Below are 20,492 nucleotides of genomic sequence, written 5' to 3' on the forward strand. Positions count from 1 at the left end.
AAATCTTTTGGCGATCAACCAGTCTTACGCGACGTGTCGCTGAAAGTGCCTGATGGCAGCTTCACGATTCTGCTCGGCCCATCCGGCTGCGGTAAATCAACACTCCTCCGCATCATTGCCGGACTCGACAGCCAGACCGCCGGCGAGGTGTCTATCGACGGCAAGGCGGTGGATCACCTGCCGCCGGCAGAACGTGACATCGCGATGGTATTTCAGCAGTATGCGCTGTATCCGCATCTCTCGGTTCGTGAGAACCTCGCCTTTGCGCTGAAGATACGCCGAGTCCCGCGCGACACGATCGAAACCCGTATCGCCGAAGCGGCTCAGTTGCTCGACATCCAGCCGTTACTAGACCGCAAACCCAAAGCGCTCTCCGGTGGTCAACGACAGCGCGTCGCCATGGGTCGCGCCATCGTGCGGAAACCCAAATTGTTCCTCTTCGATGAACCGCTTTCCAACCTGGATGCGCAACTGCGCACCTCGATGCGGATCGAGTTGAAAAAACTGCAGCAACGCCTGCAGGCGACCATGATCTATGTCACCCACGACCAGGTTGAAGCGATGACACTAGGCGACCGCATCGTGGTGATCGAAGGGGGACGCATCCATCAGGCAGATGATCCTCAGCAGACCTACAACGCTCCGGCCGATCCCTTCGTCGCCTCCTTCATCGGCACGCCCCCGATGAACCTCTGGCAAGGTCGCCTGACGACGGAGCAAGGCAGGTCCTTCTTCCGCAGCCACGATCTGACCATCCCACTCCCGGCAGGACTGATCCCACCTCAGCCAACGCCCACATCCGCCGTCACGCTCGGCATCCGTCCGGAAGATATCGTGCTCCGGGAATCCCCGGAAGCCGTACCAGTCACAGGCACGGTAGACCTGGTGGAGGATCTTGGCGCAGACCTCCTGTTGCATTGCCAGATCGGTGCACTGCGCCTCGTGGTCAGAACGACTCGCCGCACGGACAGCGTCCAGGGACAGGCGCTGCCCTTCTATTTCCCTCTCGACAAGCTCCATCTCTTCGCCGACAACCGTCGGCTCGACCCGATCACCACGCCCACTTGACTGTGGCCGCGACTTTCTTATCTCTGTGATAGCGGGCACGCTGAACGACGGAGAAAAACCGCCCGTTCGCTTGCATTGCATCCGGAGACCCCGTAAGCTCCGGAAAGGATTGCGTTCTTTGCCTCAACTTCACACAGCATTTGGATAGGGACCGACCCTGATGGCGACAGCACAACGCGGCTACTATGAAATTCTCGGCATCCAACGGGACGCCTCTGCCGACGACATCAAGAAAGCCTTTCGCAAGCGGGCCCGTGAAATCCATCCCGACCTCCATACCGGCGCAAAAAAAACGGAAATGGAGAAGAAGTTCAAAGAATTGAACGAAGCGCATGAGGTGTTGTCGGACCCGGACAAGCGAAAAAAATACGATCAGTACGGCCAGAACTGGGAACAAGCCGAGGCGTACGAGAAGGCCCGACAGCAGGCAGGTGCCCAAACCGGACGCGGCGGCCAAGCCGGTGGATTCAGCGGCGATTTCGGAGACATCTTCGAAACATTTTTCAGCGGCCGTGGGCGTGGAGGTGCGGCAGGAGGAACCGCGGGGTTCGCGGTCGATGGGGAAGACCTGGAAACCGACGTTCACCTCAGCATCCGCGATGTGCTGACCGGCGTCACCCGACGCATCGATCTGACCGAACGCGTCGTCTGCAAGGCCTGTGGCGGCAGCGCCATCGTCCGAGGGCGCCCCTGCGTGGTGTGCGGGGGGGCCGGCACTCAGGCGGAAAAACGCACCATCGAAGTCCGGATCCCGGCCGGCGTGGAGAACGATACCCGCGTGCGCATTGCGGGCAAGGGACAACCAGGGGTCAATGGAGGCAAGCCCGGCGATCTGTACCTGCGTGTCCATCTGCAGACCAACGGAGTGTTCCGGCAAAAAGGATCCGACATTCAGGTCACGCTGCCGGTCTGGCCCTGGGAAGCAGCACTCGGCGCCGAAGTGATGGCCCCGACGCTGACCGAGCCGGTGAAGGTGAAGATTCCTCCCGGCAGCAAAGCCGACAGCAAGCTGCGCCTGAAAGGCAAAGGATTGCCCACCGCCACCGGCGAGCAGGGCGATCTCTTTCTCAAGTTAAAAGTCGTCATGCCCACCGCCATCTCCGACGAGGAACGCGCGCTCTACGAACAATTGAGCCGCGGTCGCCACAGCGATCCGCGCGCCGAGATCCTCGCCGCATCCAGACGCAGTTCATCCTGAGCATCCCTCACGGAGGCCGGCCGTCCATGACGTGGGTCGAATACGCGCTCCTCGCGTTCAGTTCGCTCTTTGTGATCGTCGATCCCATTGCCGTGGTCCCGGCCTTTCTCGCCATGACCCCGCGGGATTCCGTGGCCCAGCGACTGCGAACCGCACGTGTCGCCTGCCTCGTAACGGTCGGGTTGTTGACCGGGTTCGCCCTATTCGGGCAAACCCTGCTCAGCCTATTGGGCATTTCCCTCCCCGCCGTGCAAATCGCAGGCGGCCTTATTCTGCTATTGGTCTCCCTCGACATGCTGCGCGCGCAACGGTCCACAGTCCAGGAAACGGCGGCCGAAACCGCCGCCGGCACCAGCAAGGACGACATCGCCGTCACCCCGCTCGCCATTCCCATGCTCGCGGGACCGGCGGCAATCTCCACCGTGATTCTCTTGGAGACCCAGGCCACGACCTGGGCCTTGCGCGCAGTATTACTAGGATGCCTTGTACTGATCGGATTGGCGAGTTACAGTATATTAGCGATCGGCGCACGGAGCGCGAAGTGGCTGAACCCCATTGCCGAGAAGATCATCGCTCGCTTGATGGGGCTCTTGCTGGCCGCGCTAGCCGTTCAATTTATGGTCAATGCCCTCACCGGCGAACGGGGTTTGTTGCGGGGGCTGACGGGACATTAATCGCACTTAACCGAAGGAGGACTCGAATGACGACGAAACTCTTCACTCTGGCCACCGCGTCGGCCATCGCCTGCGCGTTGACGCTCTCCCCTGCCTGGGCCAATCCCGAAGGCGGATACGGCGGGCACGGCGGCGGCTATGAAAAAGACCGCCACGGCATGGGTGCCGCGATGATGGAAATGATGATGCACGGAGGCGCAGGCCACCTTATCCGGCATCTGCTGAAGCATGAAAAAGAGATCGGGCTGAGTGCCGACCAGATCACAAAACTCAAAGAACTCCAGCTCAACCTCGACAAGAACCGCATCAAGATGGAGGCCGATATTCAAGTCGCCGAACGCGAAGTGAAGGCACTGACCGACGACGAAAAGTCCGACATCGGAGCCATTGAAGCCAAGTTGAAGCAGAGCGCGGATGTGCAAATCGGGCTCCGCGTGCTCTCGGTCAAGACTCGGCGTGACGCCCTCGCCCTCCTGACCCCGGAACAGCGCGCGAAGGAGCAGGCCGAACATGAGAAAATGATGCAGCAGCACAAGGGTATGGGCGCGCCGCACGGCAAGAATCCTCATGGCGGCAACCCGCATGGTGCGAATCCGCATGGCGAGGCAAAACCGCAGTAACCCCCTTTACCGGCACTGAATCGGAGGTCATCGATGATCAAGCATCTGGCAATTCCCGCCCTCATGGTTGCGGCGCTCTGCCTGGCGACGACTCCGGCCTGGAGCGACAAGGGCCACAAGGGCAAGGACGAAAAGTGCGACGTCGCCGACCTGGTAAAGGACGCGAAGGTCACTATCGACCAGGCGATCAAAACCGCGTTGGAGGCGGCACCCGGCACGGCGGTTGAAGCTGAACTCGAAAAGAAGCATGACAAGACCGTCTGGGAAGTTGAAGTGCTCGGAGCCGACGGCGCAATGATGGAAGTGCATATCGACGCCGCGACCGGCGCCGTGATCGACAAGGAAGCCAAGCACGAGAAACACGACAAGAAAGAGAAGCACGATAAGAAGGACAAACACTAACGAGCCGTTTGCGGCAGGGTGGCATCTTCCGGTGCCACCCTGCCGACTTCCTTCCATCACGCTCCTTCAGCAGTCCGGCGGAAGCCGCGTCTCCTCAGTCCATCCCGGCCCCTCAGCTCCGCAGATTGACCCTTCACGCCCATCTATGCGAAAGTTTCGCGATCCATCTGCACTCGCTCGATGCTGAACGACAGCTTCCCGTTTCCGTAACTGAAGGAGTTTCCATGACCATCGACCCGCGACACAAAAGCCACAATCTGCTCGACGGACCGGGCCGTGCACCGGCCCGCGCCATGCTGAAAGCTGTCGGATTCACCGATGCCGACCTTGAACGCCCCCTGATCGGCGTCGCCAACACCTGGATTGAAGTCATGCCCTGCAACTTTCACCTGCGCCGGCTATCGGAGAGGGTCAAGGCCGGCATCCGCGCGGCAGGCGGCACCCCGATCGAATACAACACCATCGCGGTTTCGGACGGCATCTCCATGGGCACCGAGGGCATGAAGGCATCGCTCATCAGTCGCGAGGTCATCGCCGATTCCATCGAACTCGTCGCACGAGGGCATCTGTTCGACGGCGTCGTCGCCTTGTCGGGATGCGATAAGACCATTCCCGGCACCGTCATGGCGCTCTGCCGGCTCAACGTCCCGTCGCTCATGATTTACGGCGGCTCCATCATGCCGGGACACTTTCAAGGACATGACGTCACCATTCAAGATGTGTTCGAGGCGGTCGGCAAACACGCGTCCGGCAAGATGACCAATGCCGAATTGAAAGACCTGGAAGACCATGCCTGTCCAGGGCCCGGCGCCTGCGGCGGTCAGTTCACCGCCAACACCATGGCCATCGCGTTCGAATTCCTCGGCATTTCGCCGATGGGACGCAACGGGGTTCCGGCCATGGATGCGCGAAAGGACGATGTGGCCTTCGAATGCGGCAAATTGGTCATGGACCTCCTCAAGAAAGACATTCGCCCCAAGCAGATCATCACGCGGCGCTCCATCGAAAATGCCATCGCTGCCGTCGCGACGACCGGCGGCTCAACGAATGCCGTCTTGCATCTGCTGGCTGTGGCGCGCGAAATGGGTGTGCGGCTCACCATTGATGATTTCGATAAGATCAACCGCAAGGTGCCGTTGCTGGCGGATTTGAAGCCCGGAGGTCACTTTACGGCAGCGGATCTCTATGCGGCCGGCGGCACAACCCTGGTGGCGAAACGCTTGATCGATGCGAAGATCCTGCACCCGGACCAGATCACGGTCACCGGACGGACGATCGGCGAAGAGGCCAAAGCCGCCGTCGAAAAACCGGACCAACAGGTGCTCCGGCCACTGTCCACACCGATCAAGCCGACAGGCGGCCTGGTCATTCTGAAGGGCAACCTCGCACCGGAGGGCTGTGTCGTGAAAGTCGCCGGTCACTCGATCATGCATTTCAGCGGTCCGGCAAAGGTGTACGAACGCGAAGAAGATGCCTTCAAGGCCGTGCAGGCCGGAAAGATCAAAGCCGGCGATGTCGTCGTAATTCGTTATGAAGGACCGTCAGGCGGGCCCGGCATGCGGGAAATGCTCGGCGTCACCGCTGCGATCGTCGGAGCCGGACTCGGCGATTCCGTCGCATTGCTGACGGACGGACGCTTCTCTGGTGCCACGCACGGTCTGATGGCCGGACATGTCTCCCCGGAGGCCGTCCGAGGCGGTCCGATCGCCGCTGTCAAGACCGGTGATGTCATCACGTTCGACATCGCGAAACGGCGGCTGGACGTCAACGTGACGCAGAAGGAACTGGCCTCCCGCCTGAAGAAGGTCAAACACCCGGCGCCTCGCTACGTTTCCGGCGTGATGGGGAAATATGCCCGCCACGTCTCTTCGGCCTCCGAAGGGGCGGTGACCAACTAACCATGTTGACCCTGTCTCGGCGGAGTCTTGCGGCGGCGATGATCGCCGCCGCTTGCCTCCTCGGGGCAACTTCTCCCAGTGAGGCAGTCGAGCCGCCTCAGCCCCTGTGCAGCGATTGGCAACGCCGCCAGCCCCAATGGATCTGGTGCGATGATTTCGAAGTCGACCGGCTCAGCAACTATTTCGAATACGACATCCGGCACGGCCGGTTCGTCCGTGAGGAAGGAGCTGGAGTCGGCGCTTCCATCGGCATGCGTGCGGAATACCTTCCCGGCGATCCGCACGGCGGCTCGCTCCACCTGGCATTCGGCAAGACGCCCAGCGCGTACATGAAACCAGTCGATGCCGGAACCGCCAAGTATCGTGACATCTACTGGCGGTTCGACCTGCGGCTGCAACCGGGCTGGACAGGCGGCGGGGCGGATAAACTCACTCGAGCGACCATTCTCTCCACCGACCGGTATGCCCAGGCGGCCATCGGCCATCTATGGAGCGGCGGCCTGCCCGGCTCTGATCCGGAACGCCTGTATCTCGACCCTGCATCCGGCACGGATGAGTCAGGCGCGTTGCGGACCACTACCTACAACGATTTCCCGCGATTGCGATGGCTGGGAGCGGCCGGCGGCGAGACGCCGTTGTTCAGTCCGGCAAAGATCGGCACGTGGTTCTGTATTGAAGTGCACATGAAGCTCAACCAAGGCGATGCGGGCGACGGCATCTTTGAATATTGGATTGACGATCAGCTGGAGGCACGGCGAACCGGCCTAAACTGGATCAGCACCTATCAGGACTACGGTATCAATGCCGTGTACCTGGAACAGTATTGGACCTCTGTCCCATTCAGCCGGGTCCAGCAGCGCTACTGGGACAACTTCGTGGTTTCTACCGCCCGCATTGGATGTACCCGATGAGGGAGAAGCCCGACGAGGGCGGCGGCGGGGACCGAAAAAGTTAACTATTTCTTGATCAACCAACCCGCCAGACTGGTGTAGACTGCGCATCCGCTCATGACGCCGCCCCGACGCAACGCCTTAGACCCACAGCTCCCATCCCCCGCGCCTTCACTTGCCGGCGGACGGCCCGTGACCAGTGATCTGTCCCGTCCCGAATGGTTTATTAACCGTGAATTGAGCCTCCTGGAATTCAATCGCCGTGTTCTGGATCTCGCGAAGGACCAGAAAGTTCCCCTGCTGGAGCGACTGAAATATCTCTGTATCGTCAGTTCCAATCTGGATGAGTTTTTCGAAGTGCGTGTGGCCGGACTCAAAGAGCAGGTCACGCATGGAGCCGAACAGCGAGGCGCCGATGGCCTGACGCCATCCGAACTACTGAGCCGCATCGCCGTGCTGACTCATCAGCTCGTTCACGAACAGTATCATGTGCTGAATCACGCGCTGATCCCGAAGCTTGCCGACGAACGCATCCGGTTTCTCAAGCGGGTCGACTGGATGCCGTCGCACATTCGCTGGATGCGCCGCTTCTTTTCGCGAGAATTGTTGCCGCTGCTGAGTCCGGTCGGTCTTGATCCCGCGCACCCGTTTCCCAAGCTCCTCAACAAGAGTCTGAATTTTCTGGTCACGCTCGAAGGAACGGATGCCTTTGGCCGCCCAAACGGCACCGCGATCGTTCAGGTCCCGCGCTCGCTTCCGCGCGTGATCCACCTACCTGTACGCAACACCGCCTGGCCGCATGATTTCGCATTCCTGTCGTCGGTCATCCACGCCTTTGTCCATCAGCTGTTTCCCGGCATGCAAGTCACCGGCTGTTACCAGTTTCGCGTGACGAGAAACAGTAACCTGTTCGTCGACGAGGAAGATGTCGACGACCTTCGGCGGGCACTCGAGGGCCAACTACCGGAACGGCGATTCGGCGACGAAGTGCGACTTGAGGTGGCCGACAACTGCCCTGCGGATCTGGTTTATTTCCTTCGTGAACAATTCCATCTGGAAGCCCGCGACGTGTATCAATGCCACGGGCCGGTGAACTTGCATCGGCTGATGGCCGTGCCGGATCTCGTCGATCGACCGGATTTGAAATTCGCCCCCTTCACGCCCAGCGTTCCCACGCCCCCCATCCCGAGTGAGGATTGGTTCGACGCCATTCGCCAGGGTGACATCCTGCTGCACCATCCCTATCAGTCATTTGCCCCGGTGACAGAGTTTCTCCGCCAGGCAGCTACCGATCCGCACGTACTCACCATCAAGCAAACCTTGTATCGGACGGGAGCTGATTCAGCCATCGTGCAATCGCTGGTGGATGCCGCGCGTGGCGGAAAAGAAGTCACCGTGGTCATCGAATTGCGGGCACGTTTTGACGAGGAAGCCAACATCGAACTGGCGCACGACTTGGAAGAAGCCGGCGCTCATGTGGTGTATGGGGTTGTGGGACTCAAGACACATGCCAAGATGAGCCTCGTTCTTCGGCGTGAAGGCCGCCTCCTGCGCAGCTACACCCACCTCGGCACCGGCAACTACCACGCCCGCAACGCGAAACTGTACACCGACTTCGGTCTGCTTACCTGCGATGCGGCGATCGGGCGGGATGTCCGGACGGTCTTTCAGCAGCTCACGTCCCTAGGACAACCGGGTCGCCTCAAACACCTGCTGCAGTCGCCGTTCACGCTGCATGCCACGCTGCTGAAATGGATCGGCCGTGAAACCGACCGCGCCAAGAAGGGCAAACCCGCCCACATCATTGCCAAGATGAACGCGCTGTTGGAGCCGCAGATTATTCGCGCGTTGTACAAAGCCTCCCAAGCCGGTGTCAAAATCGACCTCATCGTCCGAGGGCCTTGCGCGCTACGGCCCGGTATCGCGGGACTGTCGGAACATATCCGAGTGCGGTCGATCATCGGCCGGTTTCTCGAACATAGTCGAATCTTTTACTTCTTGAACGACGGCGATGATCGAGTCTTCCTCTCCAGTGCCGATTGGATGGACCGCAACTTCTTCCGGCGCATCGAAGTCGCGTTTCCGGTGTTGGAGAACACCTTGCGGCAGCGTGTGATCGACGAGGGCCTCCGCCCCTACCTCGAAGACAACACCCACGCCTGGACGCTCCATCGAGATGGCACCTATCGGCGCCTGACACCGGGACGCCGGTCTCCACGCTCAGCCCAACACTGGCTGATGAACAAGCTGGTGACATCGTAGCGCTTAGCGTTCGATGGACCGTCCCCTTCACAGACGTGTCGTGTTCACATCGTCTTACCCTCCCCCATATCCCCCTGTCGTTTTCCCTGTGTAACCTGTGACGCAACAGTCCGTGCGGGAATGCGGAGCGCCATGTCATGGATAGCCCAGAAATCGGACGCTCCTGCCGCCAATTCTGCTGTGTCATGTGTCGGCGATTGCTCAATCTCGACAGGGCTACCGGCTCCAGGCAGTCTCCAGACGCTCTGATCGGCCAGGTATCAGAGCGGAACGTCGTCGGCCTTCTCTGACAATGGCTCACCGATAAAGACCTTCATGGGCATTGGGACTTGAGTTGCGTCCACCTCTCCGCGCCTCTCTCCCTGGCTGTTTCCCCTCTTCTAAGCCGGAGCGGGACAGCCACCCATTTCATCGAGGCCGCGCATGCTCATACGTGACCAGGAAGACGCGTGAGCATGCACTGCTATGATCAATTCATGTTGGGCAGATGCAACAGACCAAGCAGTGATGGGCATGCAAACGAAGAAGGCTCATGGTCGTCGAACGGATCATGCATGAAATCCATCGACTACTCTGGGCCACCGCACACACGACGGACGATAGGCTCGGCGGAAAAGCACCCAGGAGCGGGCCGATGCGAGAGGCGGCGGCGTACCGGCCACCGGCATACACCGGCCATGCGACTCAATACCGGCTACAATGCATCGGCGGCAAGACTCTCAATACGTGCCTCAATGCACGTGCGACAGAGAGTGGCTTGAGATCGTCGACTCGATTGAGTAAACGGAATCTCTTTCCAACACTCCCGGCAGGTGCCGTGGACATGCATGGGCGCGGGACGAAGCGACAGGACGTCTTTCCGGCGGGGACGGGACCGATAGACCTGGAAACCTCCGTGTACGAGTCGCATCATATTCCTCCTCTGCTAGCAGTAACCGTTTCAAGAGGAGCATACAGGGCGGACATCACACACAGGTGCGGAACAGGTAAACAGTGTGTTAACAGAGGCGGACGATGGATGGGGATGTGAGAGAGGACTCGGAGCCGGCGTCTGCTTGTATCGGGAGCGGAACGCAATGTCAGGCAGAAGGGAAACAACCTCCCGCATGACATCAGCGGGCTCAAAGCACATGCGCAGGCCCCGTTACCGCGAGGAGGGACGATACCGATCGATCACAGGCGACCAGGCCGGCTCGAGATCGCGTTTGGCGGTCGCCAGGAAGCGGGATTCAGCTTCGGCATCCCGACTCCCACGCTTGAGGCCAACCGTGTGCACGGCGAAATAGGCCGGCGTCCCCAGCACTTGAAGATCGGCAATCACATTGGCCAAGGGCTTGCCCCAGAAGGCCTCGAAATAGTGCTCCTGCACCTCGTCGGCGGCCTTCTCTTGCAGCACCATCGTCGAGGCCCCCACCTCATACTCTCCCATGAACGCAATGGCCCCTGGAGCCACGGTCGTGTCGCTTTGTGCGACGACCGATTTCGGCAGGAGAAACAGCGTGACTTCGCGCACCTTGCCGAACCCCTTCTCCGACGTGCTGAATGCCACCGCCGCGTAGCGACCGGGCGGGACATTTTGTACGTATACCGTCCCGCCGCCACTGCTGCCGGACGGTGGAACCACGATGCTCGTGGGAATCAACTTCGTCCCGTCAAACAGGTCACGGTCCTTCTCGATCTTGACGAGATAGAGTCGATCTTCCGTATTGGGCACCCAAGCAGGGCTCTTCATGGTGAGACCAATCACAGCGCTCTGTTGATCAACCGGCTTCGTAATCCGAACCGGAGAGACAAACTCCCCGGCGAGTATCTGAAACTGCTTCTTCGGAGGCTTGCTGGCACAGGCCGCACCGGACAACAAGGCCATGGCAACGATCGCGATCAGTGCTCTCTTCATGCATGTCCCTCTGGATTGACGCAACCTGATTGGCGGCCCCAGTGTAGGAGATCCGAGGCGGCGTCACAATAGCTACTTATGCAGGGTGTCGGGAGCTCAAGGGCACACCGGACTCAATCGGTGGGTGTGGCACAGGCTCATGGCAGTGAGGAAGTCTACTGCGGTGGATCGTCTCAGGGACCGGAACGGCCACACAGGAGCGGACTACGGAACCGGCACGACCGGGGCAAGGGGAGCCTCTGCAGCTGTTTTCCCCTGGCTTTGGCTCTCCAGCGACAGACGCTTTAACACACTTTTCGCGCGCTCTTCCAAACGCTCGGCCTCGCCGGATCGCTGCCTCCGCCTCAGGAGCGAGGCATAATTCTTTAAGGTCTTCACGTAGGCATCACGATCATACCCCACCGCCTGCTCGTAGATACCCAGCGCCTGCTTATACAGGTCTTCGGATTGGTCGAGCTTGTTCTGCGATTGATACAGAGAGGCGAGATTTTTCAACTCTCCGGCCACGTGAGGATTGTCGGCCCCTTGCTGTTTCTCGCGGATGGCGATGGCTTGCTGAAACAACGGCTCAGCTTGGGAGTAGAGTCCTTGCAGCTCATACAGCTGCCCCAAGCGGCTCATGGCCTCCGCCGTATCGACATGCTCATTCCCGATTGATTTTCGGAAGATGCTCACGGCACGCTGATACAACACCTCGGCCTGGGGATACTGATTTTGCGCCCGGTAGGTGTCGGCCAGGTTTTCAAGATTTCTGGCAACGATCGGATGATACGGCCCGAAGGCTTTTTCGTGAATCGTCAACGTCCGCTGATACAGCGGCATGGCTCGGGCATGTTGCCCCTGCGCCTGATAGAGCTGGGCCAGATTGTCGCGGGTGATGGCGGTTAAACTGTGCTCCGGGCCCAGCTGCTTTTCGAGAATGTCCAGCGCCCGCTGCAACACCGGTTCCGCATCGGAGAACCGATGCTGGTCCTGATACACCACGGCAATGTTGTTCAGACTTTCTGCCGTCTTACTGTGATCCGCGCCGAACACCTTCTCTCGAATTTCCCGGGCACGTTGATGAAGCGCCTCCGCCTGGGTGTAGAGCCCCTGACGACGGTAGAGTTCGCCTAGATCCGTCAGGCTCGCAGCCGTCTCCGCATGAGCCGGACCATAGACCCGTTCGCGGATCGCCAGAGCTTCCTGAAACAACGCTTCGGCACGGGGATAGCGAGCCAACTCCCGATTCACCTCACCCAATTGGCTCAAGGTTTCAGCCAAGCGTTTTCCCTGCGGATCCAACACTTCGGCCTCTTTTCGAGCCGCGACAAATGATTCTTCCGCATGCGTGTAATCTCCGGAGCGCATCGCGTTGGTGCCCTCCGTCATCGCCGACCGCCAACGGTGATCCTCCGCGCAACCTGAGACGAAGCCCAGGACGGCCAGACCAAGGGTAAGTGCTCGGGCATTCAATCGCATGCTCATGGTGGTTCACTCGTGGATGGTGAGGAGGTTACTGTTCGGAAATGCTGTTTGATCTGCAGGATACCACTAAGACTTACCCCCTCCAAGGCCTCAAATCAACCCCGGAAGCGGTTCTTTTTCAGCAACCAACATTTCGTACATATTTTCAATTAGTTAACACGCACCCACTCAATACGACCGAGCCCTGTTCACGACGGACTGTACCGGATCACTGGCAGGTCTGATGAGAGCACACCCGACTAGCGTTGTTGCTGGGTGGAGTCGACGAGGGGAGCAAGCCTCGCAATACCGGAGGTGTCATAGGGGAGGACGCTGAAGACCTTCGCCACATCGATGGCCGGCTTCCCCGGGCGCAAGGCTTTTTGCGCCAGTGTTGCCACCCACGACAGCGGAAGGAGCACGAATCTGGGCAGCCACCATACCGACAGATCCGGGTTAGCCTGGCGAAGACGATCCAGCAGCTCGCGTTTGGTCGGAGACACGGGGTCAAGCAAATTCAAAGGGCTTGGTACCTGGTCCCAGGCGTCTGTCATCCAACCGAGGAAACGACCGGCAAATCCGACATCCACGACGCCCAGACGGTCACCCGCCGACCCGACCGCCACAAAGATATTGCCCAGGCGCTTGCCGAGGCGGCCGGGCGGATCGAAATCGCGATAATCGACCAATGCGCCCGGGCGAATAACCTTCACCGACAGGCCCAACTCCTTCCCGAGTTGCACGGCTAGACGTTCCGATTCCAGCTTACCCCAGACATAAGGCCCCGACCCTTTGCTGTCCGGTTCCAAGGGATGGTTATCGGGAATCGGCTGCCCCGTGCCCTGAGCCAACACGGCAAGACTACTGACATGGACGAAATGCTTGATGCCCGCCGCAGCCGCGCCACGAATCATGTGTTCCGTCGCATCGAGCGAATTCCGCTGATGCTCCGGCCAGCCGCCGGCCGTTTCTGCGGCGGCATGAATGACCGTATCCACACCCTTGAAGAGATGAACGGAAGCTCCGGTCGCCACATCGGCCACCACATATTCCGTGCCCGCAATCCGCTCCCAGGGCGAGGGTTCCCGCCGGGCCACCACCCGGACAGGGCGTCCACGCGACAACAAGGCACGGACGATTTCCTTTCCCAAAAATCCCGTTCCACCAGTCACCAGCACACCGCGGCTTTCTACTGGTTTCGGCGCAGCCGCCGCCAGAGCTTTGGCTTCGCCCGCCTTCAATGCCTTCGCCACCCGTTCACAGATACGGACGGTCTCCAACAAGCTCTCGGGCGACAAGGGCGACGGAGTCCCGTTGCGGGCCGAGTCATAGAACGCCGAAAAGAGTTCGGCTAGTCCCGGATAACTCCGCTGGCTCTTGAGGAAGCGGCTCGCCATCGCCGAGGTCGTACCGGTCAACAGCTGCCAAGCTTGTCGGTAGGGAGCGAATAATTTATCAATACCGGACGATCCTGGCCCGATGGCTCGTTGCGTGGTACTACGGACGTAATCGGCAAAGAGAGATCCGTTCTTGCCGATCACCCGCAAGTAACTTTCGACGGGGCGTCCCTCCAGCGTCACGATCAACGCCCCGGTGACGCCGCCTCGACGCACCAGCGCATGGACCGTCCCGGCCTGACTGACTTCCAGCGACAAGAGTTCCGTGCGCCCCTCCCCGGCTTGCTCCAACACCTGAAGCAGCAGATAGACGGGATGCGGCAGGATATCAAGCAATTGATGGTCGGCGCGAAGTACCTTCCTGCCGCCGGGCGCATGCCGGACCGTCCGGAAGGAAAAATAACTCTCGACATGCACCACCCGGCCGATCGAAGGCAAGTATTGCGTCAACACCCGGGTGGGCGGTTCGTACAGCAGCTGGTGGCCGGCACAGACGCGAAGGCCTTTGGCGCTGGCTTCATCCAGGATCTGCTGCGCGTCTTCGACGGATTCGGTGAACGGCTTCTCGACGTAAATATGGCATCCGGCCTTGAGCGCCATGCGTGCGAGCGGGGCATGGGTCGCCGGCGGAGTGATGATATGGACGACATGAAGTTTTTCCGAGGCGAACAGCTCTTCCGGCGTCTTGAAGCAGCCGATTCCCGGTACAATGTCGCGCATGGCAGCCTGAGCCGCATCGGAGGGATCGGCCACCGCAACCAACTGCACGCCGGGGCATCGCAAGATGGCGCGGGCGTGATGCTGCGCATGGCGGCCCGCGCCGATGAGCGCGATCCGCAAGGGTCCTGACACTGGAGTGTTCGGGTTAGAGTTCGTCACAAGTCGTCTGCAAGTGTGCAGAGCTACTATAGTCTATTCTCGCGCGTTCTTGAAGCCTTCTTCGAAATTAGTGCAAGGGGGTGGGGTGGCCGTCCCGAGCAAAGAATAGCCATTGACCAACTTACGGGGCGCGGCTTGACGACGTACGAATCGTGAAGGGAAATGTGTCGCGCTACTTATGTCTGCCGTCGCAGGGAAAACACTGGTCCATACAATCCGGACAGAGTCCCCCATTGAACTGAATCGCCGAACGTTCTGCAATGAAGGTGGCCAGATCATACCACTCGCCCGATTGGTCCGGAACGCGTTTGCACCAGGAGCATAGATTGATGATGCCCTGAGGCCTTCCCAGCCGCTCCTCCGTTCTCCAGATGGCTTCCGTCTGTGAGTTCGGTAGGGCAAGGTGTCGATCGCCTGGGACGCGCTGATGAAAGACGAACACCGCCCCCAGCACCGCGCCGCCGTCATCGACAACCGGCGCGACACTCCCGCGAATGGACCGCAGCTCCCCTTGCCTAGAAATCACTGTCGCCTGATCGATAGTCACGAGACGCATCTCTGCCATTGCCTGATTGGCAGGATTGTTCCCCTGCTGAGTCCCCTCATCATCGGGAAAGCCCATGAGCGCCGTCACACTCATGCCCACGGCCTCCTCCTGAGTCACCCTGGTAAATTCTTCAGCCGCGGGATTCATATACGTGACCCGGCCGCCTCGATCCGTTGTCACGATCCCGTCACCGATACAACGCACCGTCGTGGCAATCCATCGCAACCGTTCACGCATGTGGCGGTCATGTTGAGCCCGGTGCAGGGCCAACTCAATCGTCGTACGCAGTTCATTGGCCTGATAGGGTTTGAGCATGTAGCCGGCAGGTGACGTCACCTTAGCCCGCTCCAGCGTATGGTTGTCGGCATAGGCCGTCAGATAGATGACCGGCACATCCTGCCGACGCTGAATCTGGAGAGCGGTTTCGACCCCATCCATTTTCCCTTTCAGCACGATATCCATCAGAATCAAATCGGGATGCGTGTCACCCGCCTTGCGGATCGCGTCCTCCCCCGACGTCGCAGTGGCCGGAACTCGGTACCCCAGCCTCTGTAGGCTGAGCTGAATGTCTTTCGCCACGACCGGTTCGTCTTCCACGATCAAGATACTCGCTGGTTCCATGGCGTTCACACCCTTTCTGAGTAGTGCAGTTGCTGGAAACGAATTCGCCATTCCGTCCCGAAACCACTGGTCAGTTCCGTATGCCCATCCAGCTTCTCCGCAAGCAAGCTGACGAGTTCGAGCCCCAATGAATCGGGATTGTTGAGCACGCCGTCTTTGGGAATCCCGATTCCATCATCGCTGACGCGGAGCGTAAACGTGCCGTCGACATGGTCCAGCAAGGCGATGCGCACCGTCCCGCTCCCGTGATCGACGAACGCGTGCTTGAGGCAATTCGACACCAACTCGTCGATGATCAATCCGCAGGTCAATCCGGTGTCGATATCGAATTCGACATCATCCACAGTCAAGTCCAACGTAATCAGCGTGGGATCGACGCCGTACGAGCGAAACAGGTGTCCGGTCAAGGTGCGAATGTAATCGCCCATTTTGATATGAGAGAGATCGTGTGAGCGATGGAGAGTTTCATGCAGCAGCGCGATCGACGTAATACGCACCTGGCACTCACGAAACAACTGGTTCACCACCGGATCCTTGATGGACGCCGACTGAAGGTTGAGCAGACTGGAAATGACTTGCAGGTTGTTCTTCACCCGATGATGGACTTCCCGCAACAGACTTTCCTTTTCCTTCAACATGCGGCGGAGCTGATCTTCCATGTCTTTCCGCTCCGTCAAATCCATGCACGTGCCGATGTACCCGCCGAATCGGCCGTCCTCGTCGAACAAGGGCACGCCGGCGTCCATGATCCAGCGATACTCACCGTCGTGACGGCGTAACCGATACTCCAACGAAAACGGCCGTTCGGACCTGAAGGCATCCAGGTACGACTTTCGGCAGCGGTCTAAATCATCGACGTGAATGCCGGTGAACCAATTGTCCCCAATTTCTTCCTGCATCGTGCGCCCGGTAAACTCCAACCACCGCCGATTGATGAAGGTGATGTGGGTGTCCGGGCCGGCCATCCACACCATGACCGGCGCCGTGTCGGCCATCATCCGGAATCGCGCTTCGCTCTCCCGCAACGCCGCCTCGATGCGTTTCTTCACCGTCACGTCCCGCGCAATCGCCGATGCCCCCATCACACAGCCGTCGGAATCCTTCACCGGCGAAATCGTCAGAGACACGTCGATGCGGTCGCCCTTCTTTCGTCGCTGTACCATTTCGACATTACGCACATGTTCACCGCGCGCGATACGGTCCAACATCATCGGCACTTCATCCAGTCGATTCGGCGGACAGAGCACGGAGATCGGCCGCCCCAACACCTCCTCTGCGCTGTATCCATAGACTCGTTCAGCGCCGCCGTTCCAACTCTGAATCATTCCGGTCAGGGTCATCCCGATGATGGCGTCGTCGGACGACTTCACGATGGCCACCAGTTCAGACACCGCTTCGGCCCGCAGGACTTCGAGTTCTTGATTGACGGCAGCAAGCGCGGAAGTGCGTTCGTGCACCTGCTGCTCGATGTCTTCATTGATCCGCAACAACTCCGCCTCGTCACGCTGGCGCCGCAAGCAAAGCAGCGCGGTGACCCAAATCACCATCAAGGCAAACGCCCGGTTCACGGCACTCACCCAGGTCAATGCGTAAAGCGGGCTGTGAAACAGATCGAGAATGGTGACACACGACGCCGTGGCGGCCACCCAGAAGGTAATGCGCGGATAGGGAATGCGCGACGCGATAAGTACAGGCACGACGTACAACGAAGTGATGGTCAAGCCCAAGGGCAGCCACCAATCGACCGCCCCGATCACGGCAATGAGCGCCAACGCCACACCCAAAATCGAGTAGCTGTTGCGGATCATGCCCAAAAAGAAGGATGAAGGAATTGTCATAATCATAACGACGCCGTCTCCGGTCGCCAGATACGTACGAGCAATCCCTATGCCTTGGGTCTCGCGGGCGTGCCGCAATCTCCCTCCGCATGTGGAAGACCTGATAGGCTGGGCCCCACTAACCAGGCGCCACACCGTGCCCTTCGCCGCCGTGCAGGGAGTGACCAAGGGGAAGACGCTACCGCGCCCGCCCACCATGTCGATCGCTCATCCAGCCGGTCTCATTAGGGAACCCTCGTCCGCGTGCGTGTCGGTGTACACCGACACCTTCTGACTGTTCAGACTTGAACGAGGCGCAAACGGCTGTCCTGTCGTTGGTCCAACGACCAGCCTTGAAGCGTGGACAAGGACGTGCCCATGGAGACCTAGTGCTTCATGCGGGAGGACAGGCAGATGCACCATGCGAAGTCCACGAGGGCGTCGCAGCCTTCGCCGACAGGCATGGATGCGCACAGAGAGAGCCCTAAGAAATAGGAGCAGGAATGGAGCGCGGAACCATCCCCCGCGCGGAGATCGAGGTGAGGCTAGCGTTTACGATAAAACGCGGCGATCGTCTGCACGACATACTGGAGTTGCTCATCGCGCAATTCCGCAAAGATCGGAAGGGACAGGACTTCCTCAGCCGCTCGCTCCGATTGCGGGAAGGCACCCTTCGGGTACCCCAGGTCGCGGTAGCAGTTTTGCAGGTGCAACGGCAGCGGATAATACACTTCCGTACCCACGCCCTGCTCTTTCAAATAACTGCGTAATTCGTCGCGCTTCTGCACGCGAAGGGTGAATTGATTGAAGACATGAAAGTTTTCCCGGCCCACGACAGACAAGGTGACGTGATCGGTCAAGTGCGCCTCGGTCAACAACTGCACATAGTGCGCGGCATTTCGGCGGCGCCCTTCGGCCCATTGATCGAGCCGTTTCAATTTCACCAGCAAGACGGCCGCTTGCAGGGCATCCAACCGGCTATTGATGCCGATCGCTTCATGCACGTATCGCACACGACTCCCGTGAACCCGCAACATGGCAATCGACTCCGCGAGTGCCTTGTCGTTTGTGGTCACCATTCCAGCATCGCCGAACCCGCCCAGATTCTTCGAGGGGAAGAAGCTGAAACAGGCCAGATCGCCCAACACGCCGGCTCGCCGTCCGTTTTGCGCGGCGCCGATCGCTTGGCAGGCATCTTCGATCACACCGATCTTGTGTCGTCGCGCAATCTCGTTGATCGCGCCCATGTCTGCGCATTGGCCAAACAGATGCACCGGAATGATTGCCTTGGTCCGTTTGGTGATGGCCCGTTCCAACAACTGCGGGTCCATATTGAAGTCATCAGAACGGATATCGATGAAGACCGGCTTGGCACCCAGCCGAGAAATCGCCCCGGCCGTGGCGAAGAAGGTGAACGGCACCGTGATCACCTCATCGCCTGCCTTTACCCCCAAGGCCATCAACGCCAGCAACAAGGCATCGCTTCCGGATGCCACCCCCACGGCATGCGTGCTGCCGACATACGCGGCCACGGCTTCTTCCAATGCCACCACACGGGGCCCGAGGATAAAGCCCTGCTCATCACAGGTCGCTTCGATCGCGGCCAGGATTTCACTGCGCAGGGATTGGTACTGGGCCTTCAAATCAAGCAGCGGAATGTTCATCGTCTCCCTCGGTCCACTCATGACAATCGATTGGGCTGCAACTTCATCACATCGCCGACAGGCCGCCTGCTATGCAGGAGGTACGTATACAGCGACTGATACTGTTTGACGGTTTCCTGGATGGTAAACTCTTCCGGCAATTGGTCGTTCCCGTTCCGAAGGTCCGCGCGGAGCCGTTCATCGCCCAACATCTGGCACACTCGCCCTGCGATGGCCCGGACATCGCCGGCCGGGCAGAGCGTTCCCTGAATGCCTTCCACAATCGCTTCGGCAGCGCCACCCACTCGGGTCGCCACGATCGGAACCCGGCTCGCCCTCGCTTCCAGAATCGCGCAGGGCAGGCCTTCCCATTGAGAGGTCAACACGAAGACGTCAAGCGCTTTCAGCAGCGCCGGGACATCACGGCGCCAACCAAGCAGGGTGACCCGCCCCTGAAGTCCCTCTGCCTGAATCATCGCCTCGATGCGCGGTCGTAGCTCGCCGTCCCCGACCAGAATACAGTGTGCCGCGGACATCCGCTGGCACACCAGCGCGGCCACACGGATAAAATCTTCGGGCGATTTTTGCGGTTTCAGGCACGAGACCGTCCCCACGAGCAGATCCTCAGGACCCACTCCCAGTGTGGCCCTGAGACGGTCGCGCTCCGCCGACTCGATCCGAACAGAGAACGCGCGCGGATCAATGCCGGGCCTGACCACCGACACCTGGGAGGCCGTAAACAATCCCCATTCAAGCCCCTGACGGCGATCAGCCTGCGAAACCGCGATCCAATGGGTGGTCACGCGCCCGACCATCCATTCAAGCCCGATCAGCAGTCGCTGAAGCCAAAACGGCTGCGCGGGCGTCACACCATACCCGTGTATCGTGTGCAGAATACAGGGAACACCGGCCAACCAGGCAGCGACGCGCCCTAGGATACCAGCTTTTGAACTGTGGGTGTGGACAATCTTTGGCCGGAGCCGTCGGAAGGTCGCGACGAGTTCCCAGAGGGCACGCAAATCGTGCAGCAATTGAATCTCCCGCCCCAGGGAAGGAATCAGCTGCAGTTCCACGCCCTGAAGCGCATGCGCCTCCGCGGTCAACAGTCCGTCGGGCCCTGCAATCAGCACCGGACGGAATCGCCGGCGATCCAGGCTCGACACCACCTGCATCGCCACTTCCTGTGCTCCCCCCAATTCCAGCTTGGTGATGACGTGACAGACTACATCCATG

Annotated in this window: 14 protein-coding genes and 1 pseudogene; 8 read left to right on the forward strand and 7 right to left on the reverse strand. The window is 59.8% G+C overall.

Features of this window, described 5'->3' with window-relative positions; genetic code table 11:
* The 8 genes and pseudogenes from ugpC to ppk1 form a co-directional block, all read left to right on the forward strand.
* Positions 1-1,068 (forward strand): sn-glycerol-3-phosphate ABC transporter ATP-binding protein UgpC (gene ugpC / locus JNL86_04850; GenBank protein MBL8042230.1); only part of this gene is annotated, 1,068 nt, incomplete at its 5' end.
* A 160-nt stretch (positions 1,069-1,228) separates the two neighbouring features.
* On the forward strand, positions 1,229-2,266 hold the full coding sequence (locus tag JNL86_04855) for a DnaJ domain-containing protein (GenBank protein ID MBL8042231.1): 1,038 nt from the start codon (positions 1,229-1,231) through the stop codon (positions 2,264-2,266).
* 26 nt (positions 2,267-2,292) lie between these two features.
* Positions 2,293-2,940 (forward strand): NAAT family transporter, encoded by a 648-nt coding sequence (locus tag JNL86_04860; GenBank protein MBL8042232.1) that lies wholly within the window; start codon positions 2,293-2,295, stop codon positions 2,938-2,940.
* Positions 2,941-2,966: 26 nt separating this feature from the next.
* A complete protein-coding gene (locus tag JNL86_04865; protein ID MBL8042233.1) occupies positions 2,967-3,560 on the forward strand; it encodes a hypothetical protein in 594 nt (197 codons plus the stop codon).
* A 33-nt stretch (positions 3,561-3,593) separates the two neighbouring features.
* Positions 3,594-3,962, forward strand: a complete 369-nt coding sequence (locus JNL86_04870) for a PepSY domain-containing protein (protein MBL8042234.1) — start codon at positions 3,594-3,596, stop codon at positions 3,960-3,962.
* Positions 3,963-4,186: 224 nt separating this feature from the next.
* Complete coding sequence (gene ilvD / locus JNL86_04875; protein ID MBL8042235.1) at positions 4,187-5,860, forward strand: dihydroxy-acid dehydratase; 1,674 nt, start codon at positions 4,187-4,189, stop codon at positions 5,858-5,860.
* Positions 5,861-5,862: 2 nt separating this feature from the next.
* A complete protein-coding gene (locus JNL86_04880; GenBank protein ID MBL8042236.1) occupies positions 5,863-6,771 on the forward strand; it encodes a hypothetical protein in 909 nt (302 codons plus the stop codon).
* Positions 6,772-6,951: 180 nt separating this feature from the next.
* Positions 6,952-9,012, forward strand: a pseudogene (ppk1, locus tag JNL86_04885) (polyphosphate kinase 1).
* Positions 9,013-10,156: 1,144 nt separating this feature from the next.
* Here ppk1 and JNL86_04890 read toward each other — a convergent pair.
* From JNL86_04890 to JNL86_04920, 7 genes are all read right to left on the reverse strand, one after another.
* The gene (locus JNL86_04890; GenBank protein ID MBL8042237.1) at positions 10,157-10,909 is read right to left on the reverse strand and encodes a hypothetical protein; all 753 of its coding nucleotides are present in this window, start codon (positions 10,907-10,909) and stop codon (positions 10,157-10,159) included.
* A gap of 204 nt (positions 10,910-11,113) precedes the next feature.
* Positions 11,114-12,376 (reverse strand): tetratricopeptide repeat protein, encoded by a 1,263-nt coding sequence (locus tag JNL86_04895; GenBank protein ID MBL8042238.1) that lies wholly within the window; start codon positions 12,374-12,376, stop codon positions 11,114-11,116.
* Between the two features lie 239 nt (positions 12,377-12,615).
* A complete protein-coding gene (locus JNL86_04900) occupies positions 12,616-14,631 on the reverse strand; it encodes a Gfo/Idh/MocA family oxidoreductase (protein ID MBL8042239.1) in 2,016 nt (671 codons plus the stop codon).
* A gap of 172 nt (positions 14,632-14,803) precedes the next feature.
* The gene (locus tag JNL86_04905; protein ID MBL8042240.1) at positions 14,804-15,799 is read right to left on the reverse strand and encodes a response regulator; all 996 of its coding nucleotides are present in this window, start codon (positions 15,797-15,799) and stop codon (positions 14,804-14,806) included.
* 5 nt (positions 15,800-15,804) lie between these two features.
* On the reverse strand, positions 15,805-17,643 hold the full coding sequence (locus tag JNL86_04910) for a PAS domain S-box protein (protein MBL8042241.1): 1,839 nt from the start codon (positions 17,641-17,643) through the stop codon (positions 15,805-15,807).
* Between the two features lie 518 nt (positions 17,644-18,161).
* Positions 18,162-19,280, reverse strand: a complete 1,119-nt coding sequence (locus tag JNL86_04915; protein MBL8042242.1) for a DegT/DnrJ/EryC1/StrS family aminotransferase — start codon at positions 19,278-19,280, stop codon at positions 18,162-18,164.
* 17 nt (positions 19,281-19,297) lie between these two features.
* Positions 19,298-20,491, reverse strand: a complete 1,194-nt coding sequence (locus JNL86_04920) for a glycosyltransferase family 4 protein (protein MBL8042243.1) — start codon at positions 20,489-20,491, stop codon at positions 19,298-19,300.
* Position 20,492 lies beyond the last annotated feature (1 nt).

The organism is Nitrospira sp., assembly GCA_016788885.1.
Taxonomy (GTDB): Bacteria; Nitrospirota; Nitrospiria; order Nitrospirales; family Nitrospiraceae; genus Nitrospira_A.

Bases quoted from the DNA above. Each gene is read 5' to 3' on its own strand.
- JNL86_04855 (MBL8042231.1), top strand. From the start codon at position 1,229: ATGGCGACAGCACAACGCGGCTACTATGAAATTCTCGGCATCCAACGG.
- JNL86_04860 (MBL8042232.1), top strand. From the start codon at position 2,293: ATGACGTGGGTCGAATACGCGCTCCTCGCGTTCAGTTCGCTCTTTGTG.
- JNL86_04865 (MBL8042233.1), top strand. From the start codon at position 2,967: ATGACGACGAAACTCTTCACTCTGGCCACCGCGTCGGCCATCGCCTGC.
- JNL86_04870 (MBL8042234.1), top strand. From the start codon at position 3,594: ATGATCAAGCATCTGGCAATTCCCGCCCTCATGGTTGCGGCGCTCTGC.
- ilvD (MBL8042235.1), top strand. From the start codon at position 4,187: ATGACCATCGACCCGCGACACAAAAGCCACAATCTGCTCGACGGACCG.
- JNL86_04880 (MBL8042236.1), top strand. From the start codon at position 5,863: ATGTTGACCCTGTCTCGGCGGAGTCTTGCGGCGGCGATGATCGCCGCC.
- JNL86_04890 (MBL8042237.1), bottom strand. From the start codon at position 10,909: ATGAAGAGAGCACTGATCGCGATCGTTGCCATGGCCTTGTTGTCCGGT.
- JNL86_04895 (MBL8042238.1), bottom strand. From the start codon at position 12,376: ATGAGCATGCGATTGAATGCCCGAGCACTTACCCTTGGTCTGGCCGTC.
- JNL86_04905 (MBL8042240.1), bottom strand. From the start codon at position 15,799: ATGGAACCAGCGAGTATCTTGATCGTGGAAGACGAACCGGTCGTGGCG.
- JNL86_04910 (MBL8042241.1), bottom strand. From the start codon at position 17,643: ATGATTATGACAATTCCTTCATCCTTCTTTTTGGGCATGATCCGCAAC.
- JNL86_04915 (MBL8042242.1), bottom strand. From the start codon at position 19,280: ATGAACATTCCGCTGCTTGATTTGAAGGCCCAGTACCAATCCCTGCGC.
- JNL86_04920 (MBL8042243.1), bottom strand. From the start codon at position 20,491: ATGGATGTAGTCTGTCACGTCATCACCAAGCTGGAATTGGGGGGAGCA.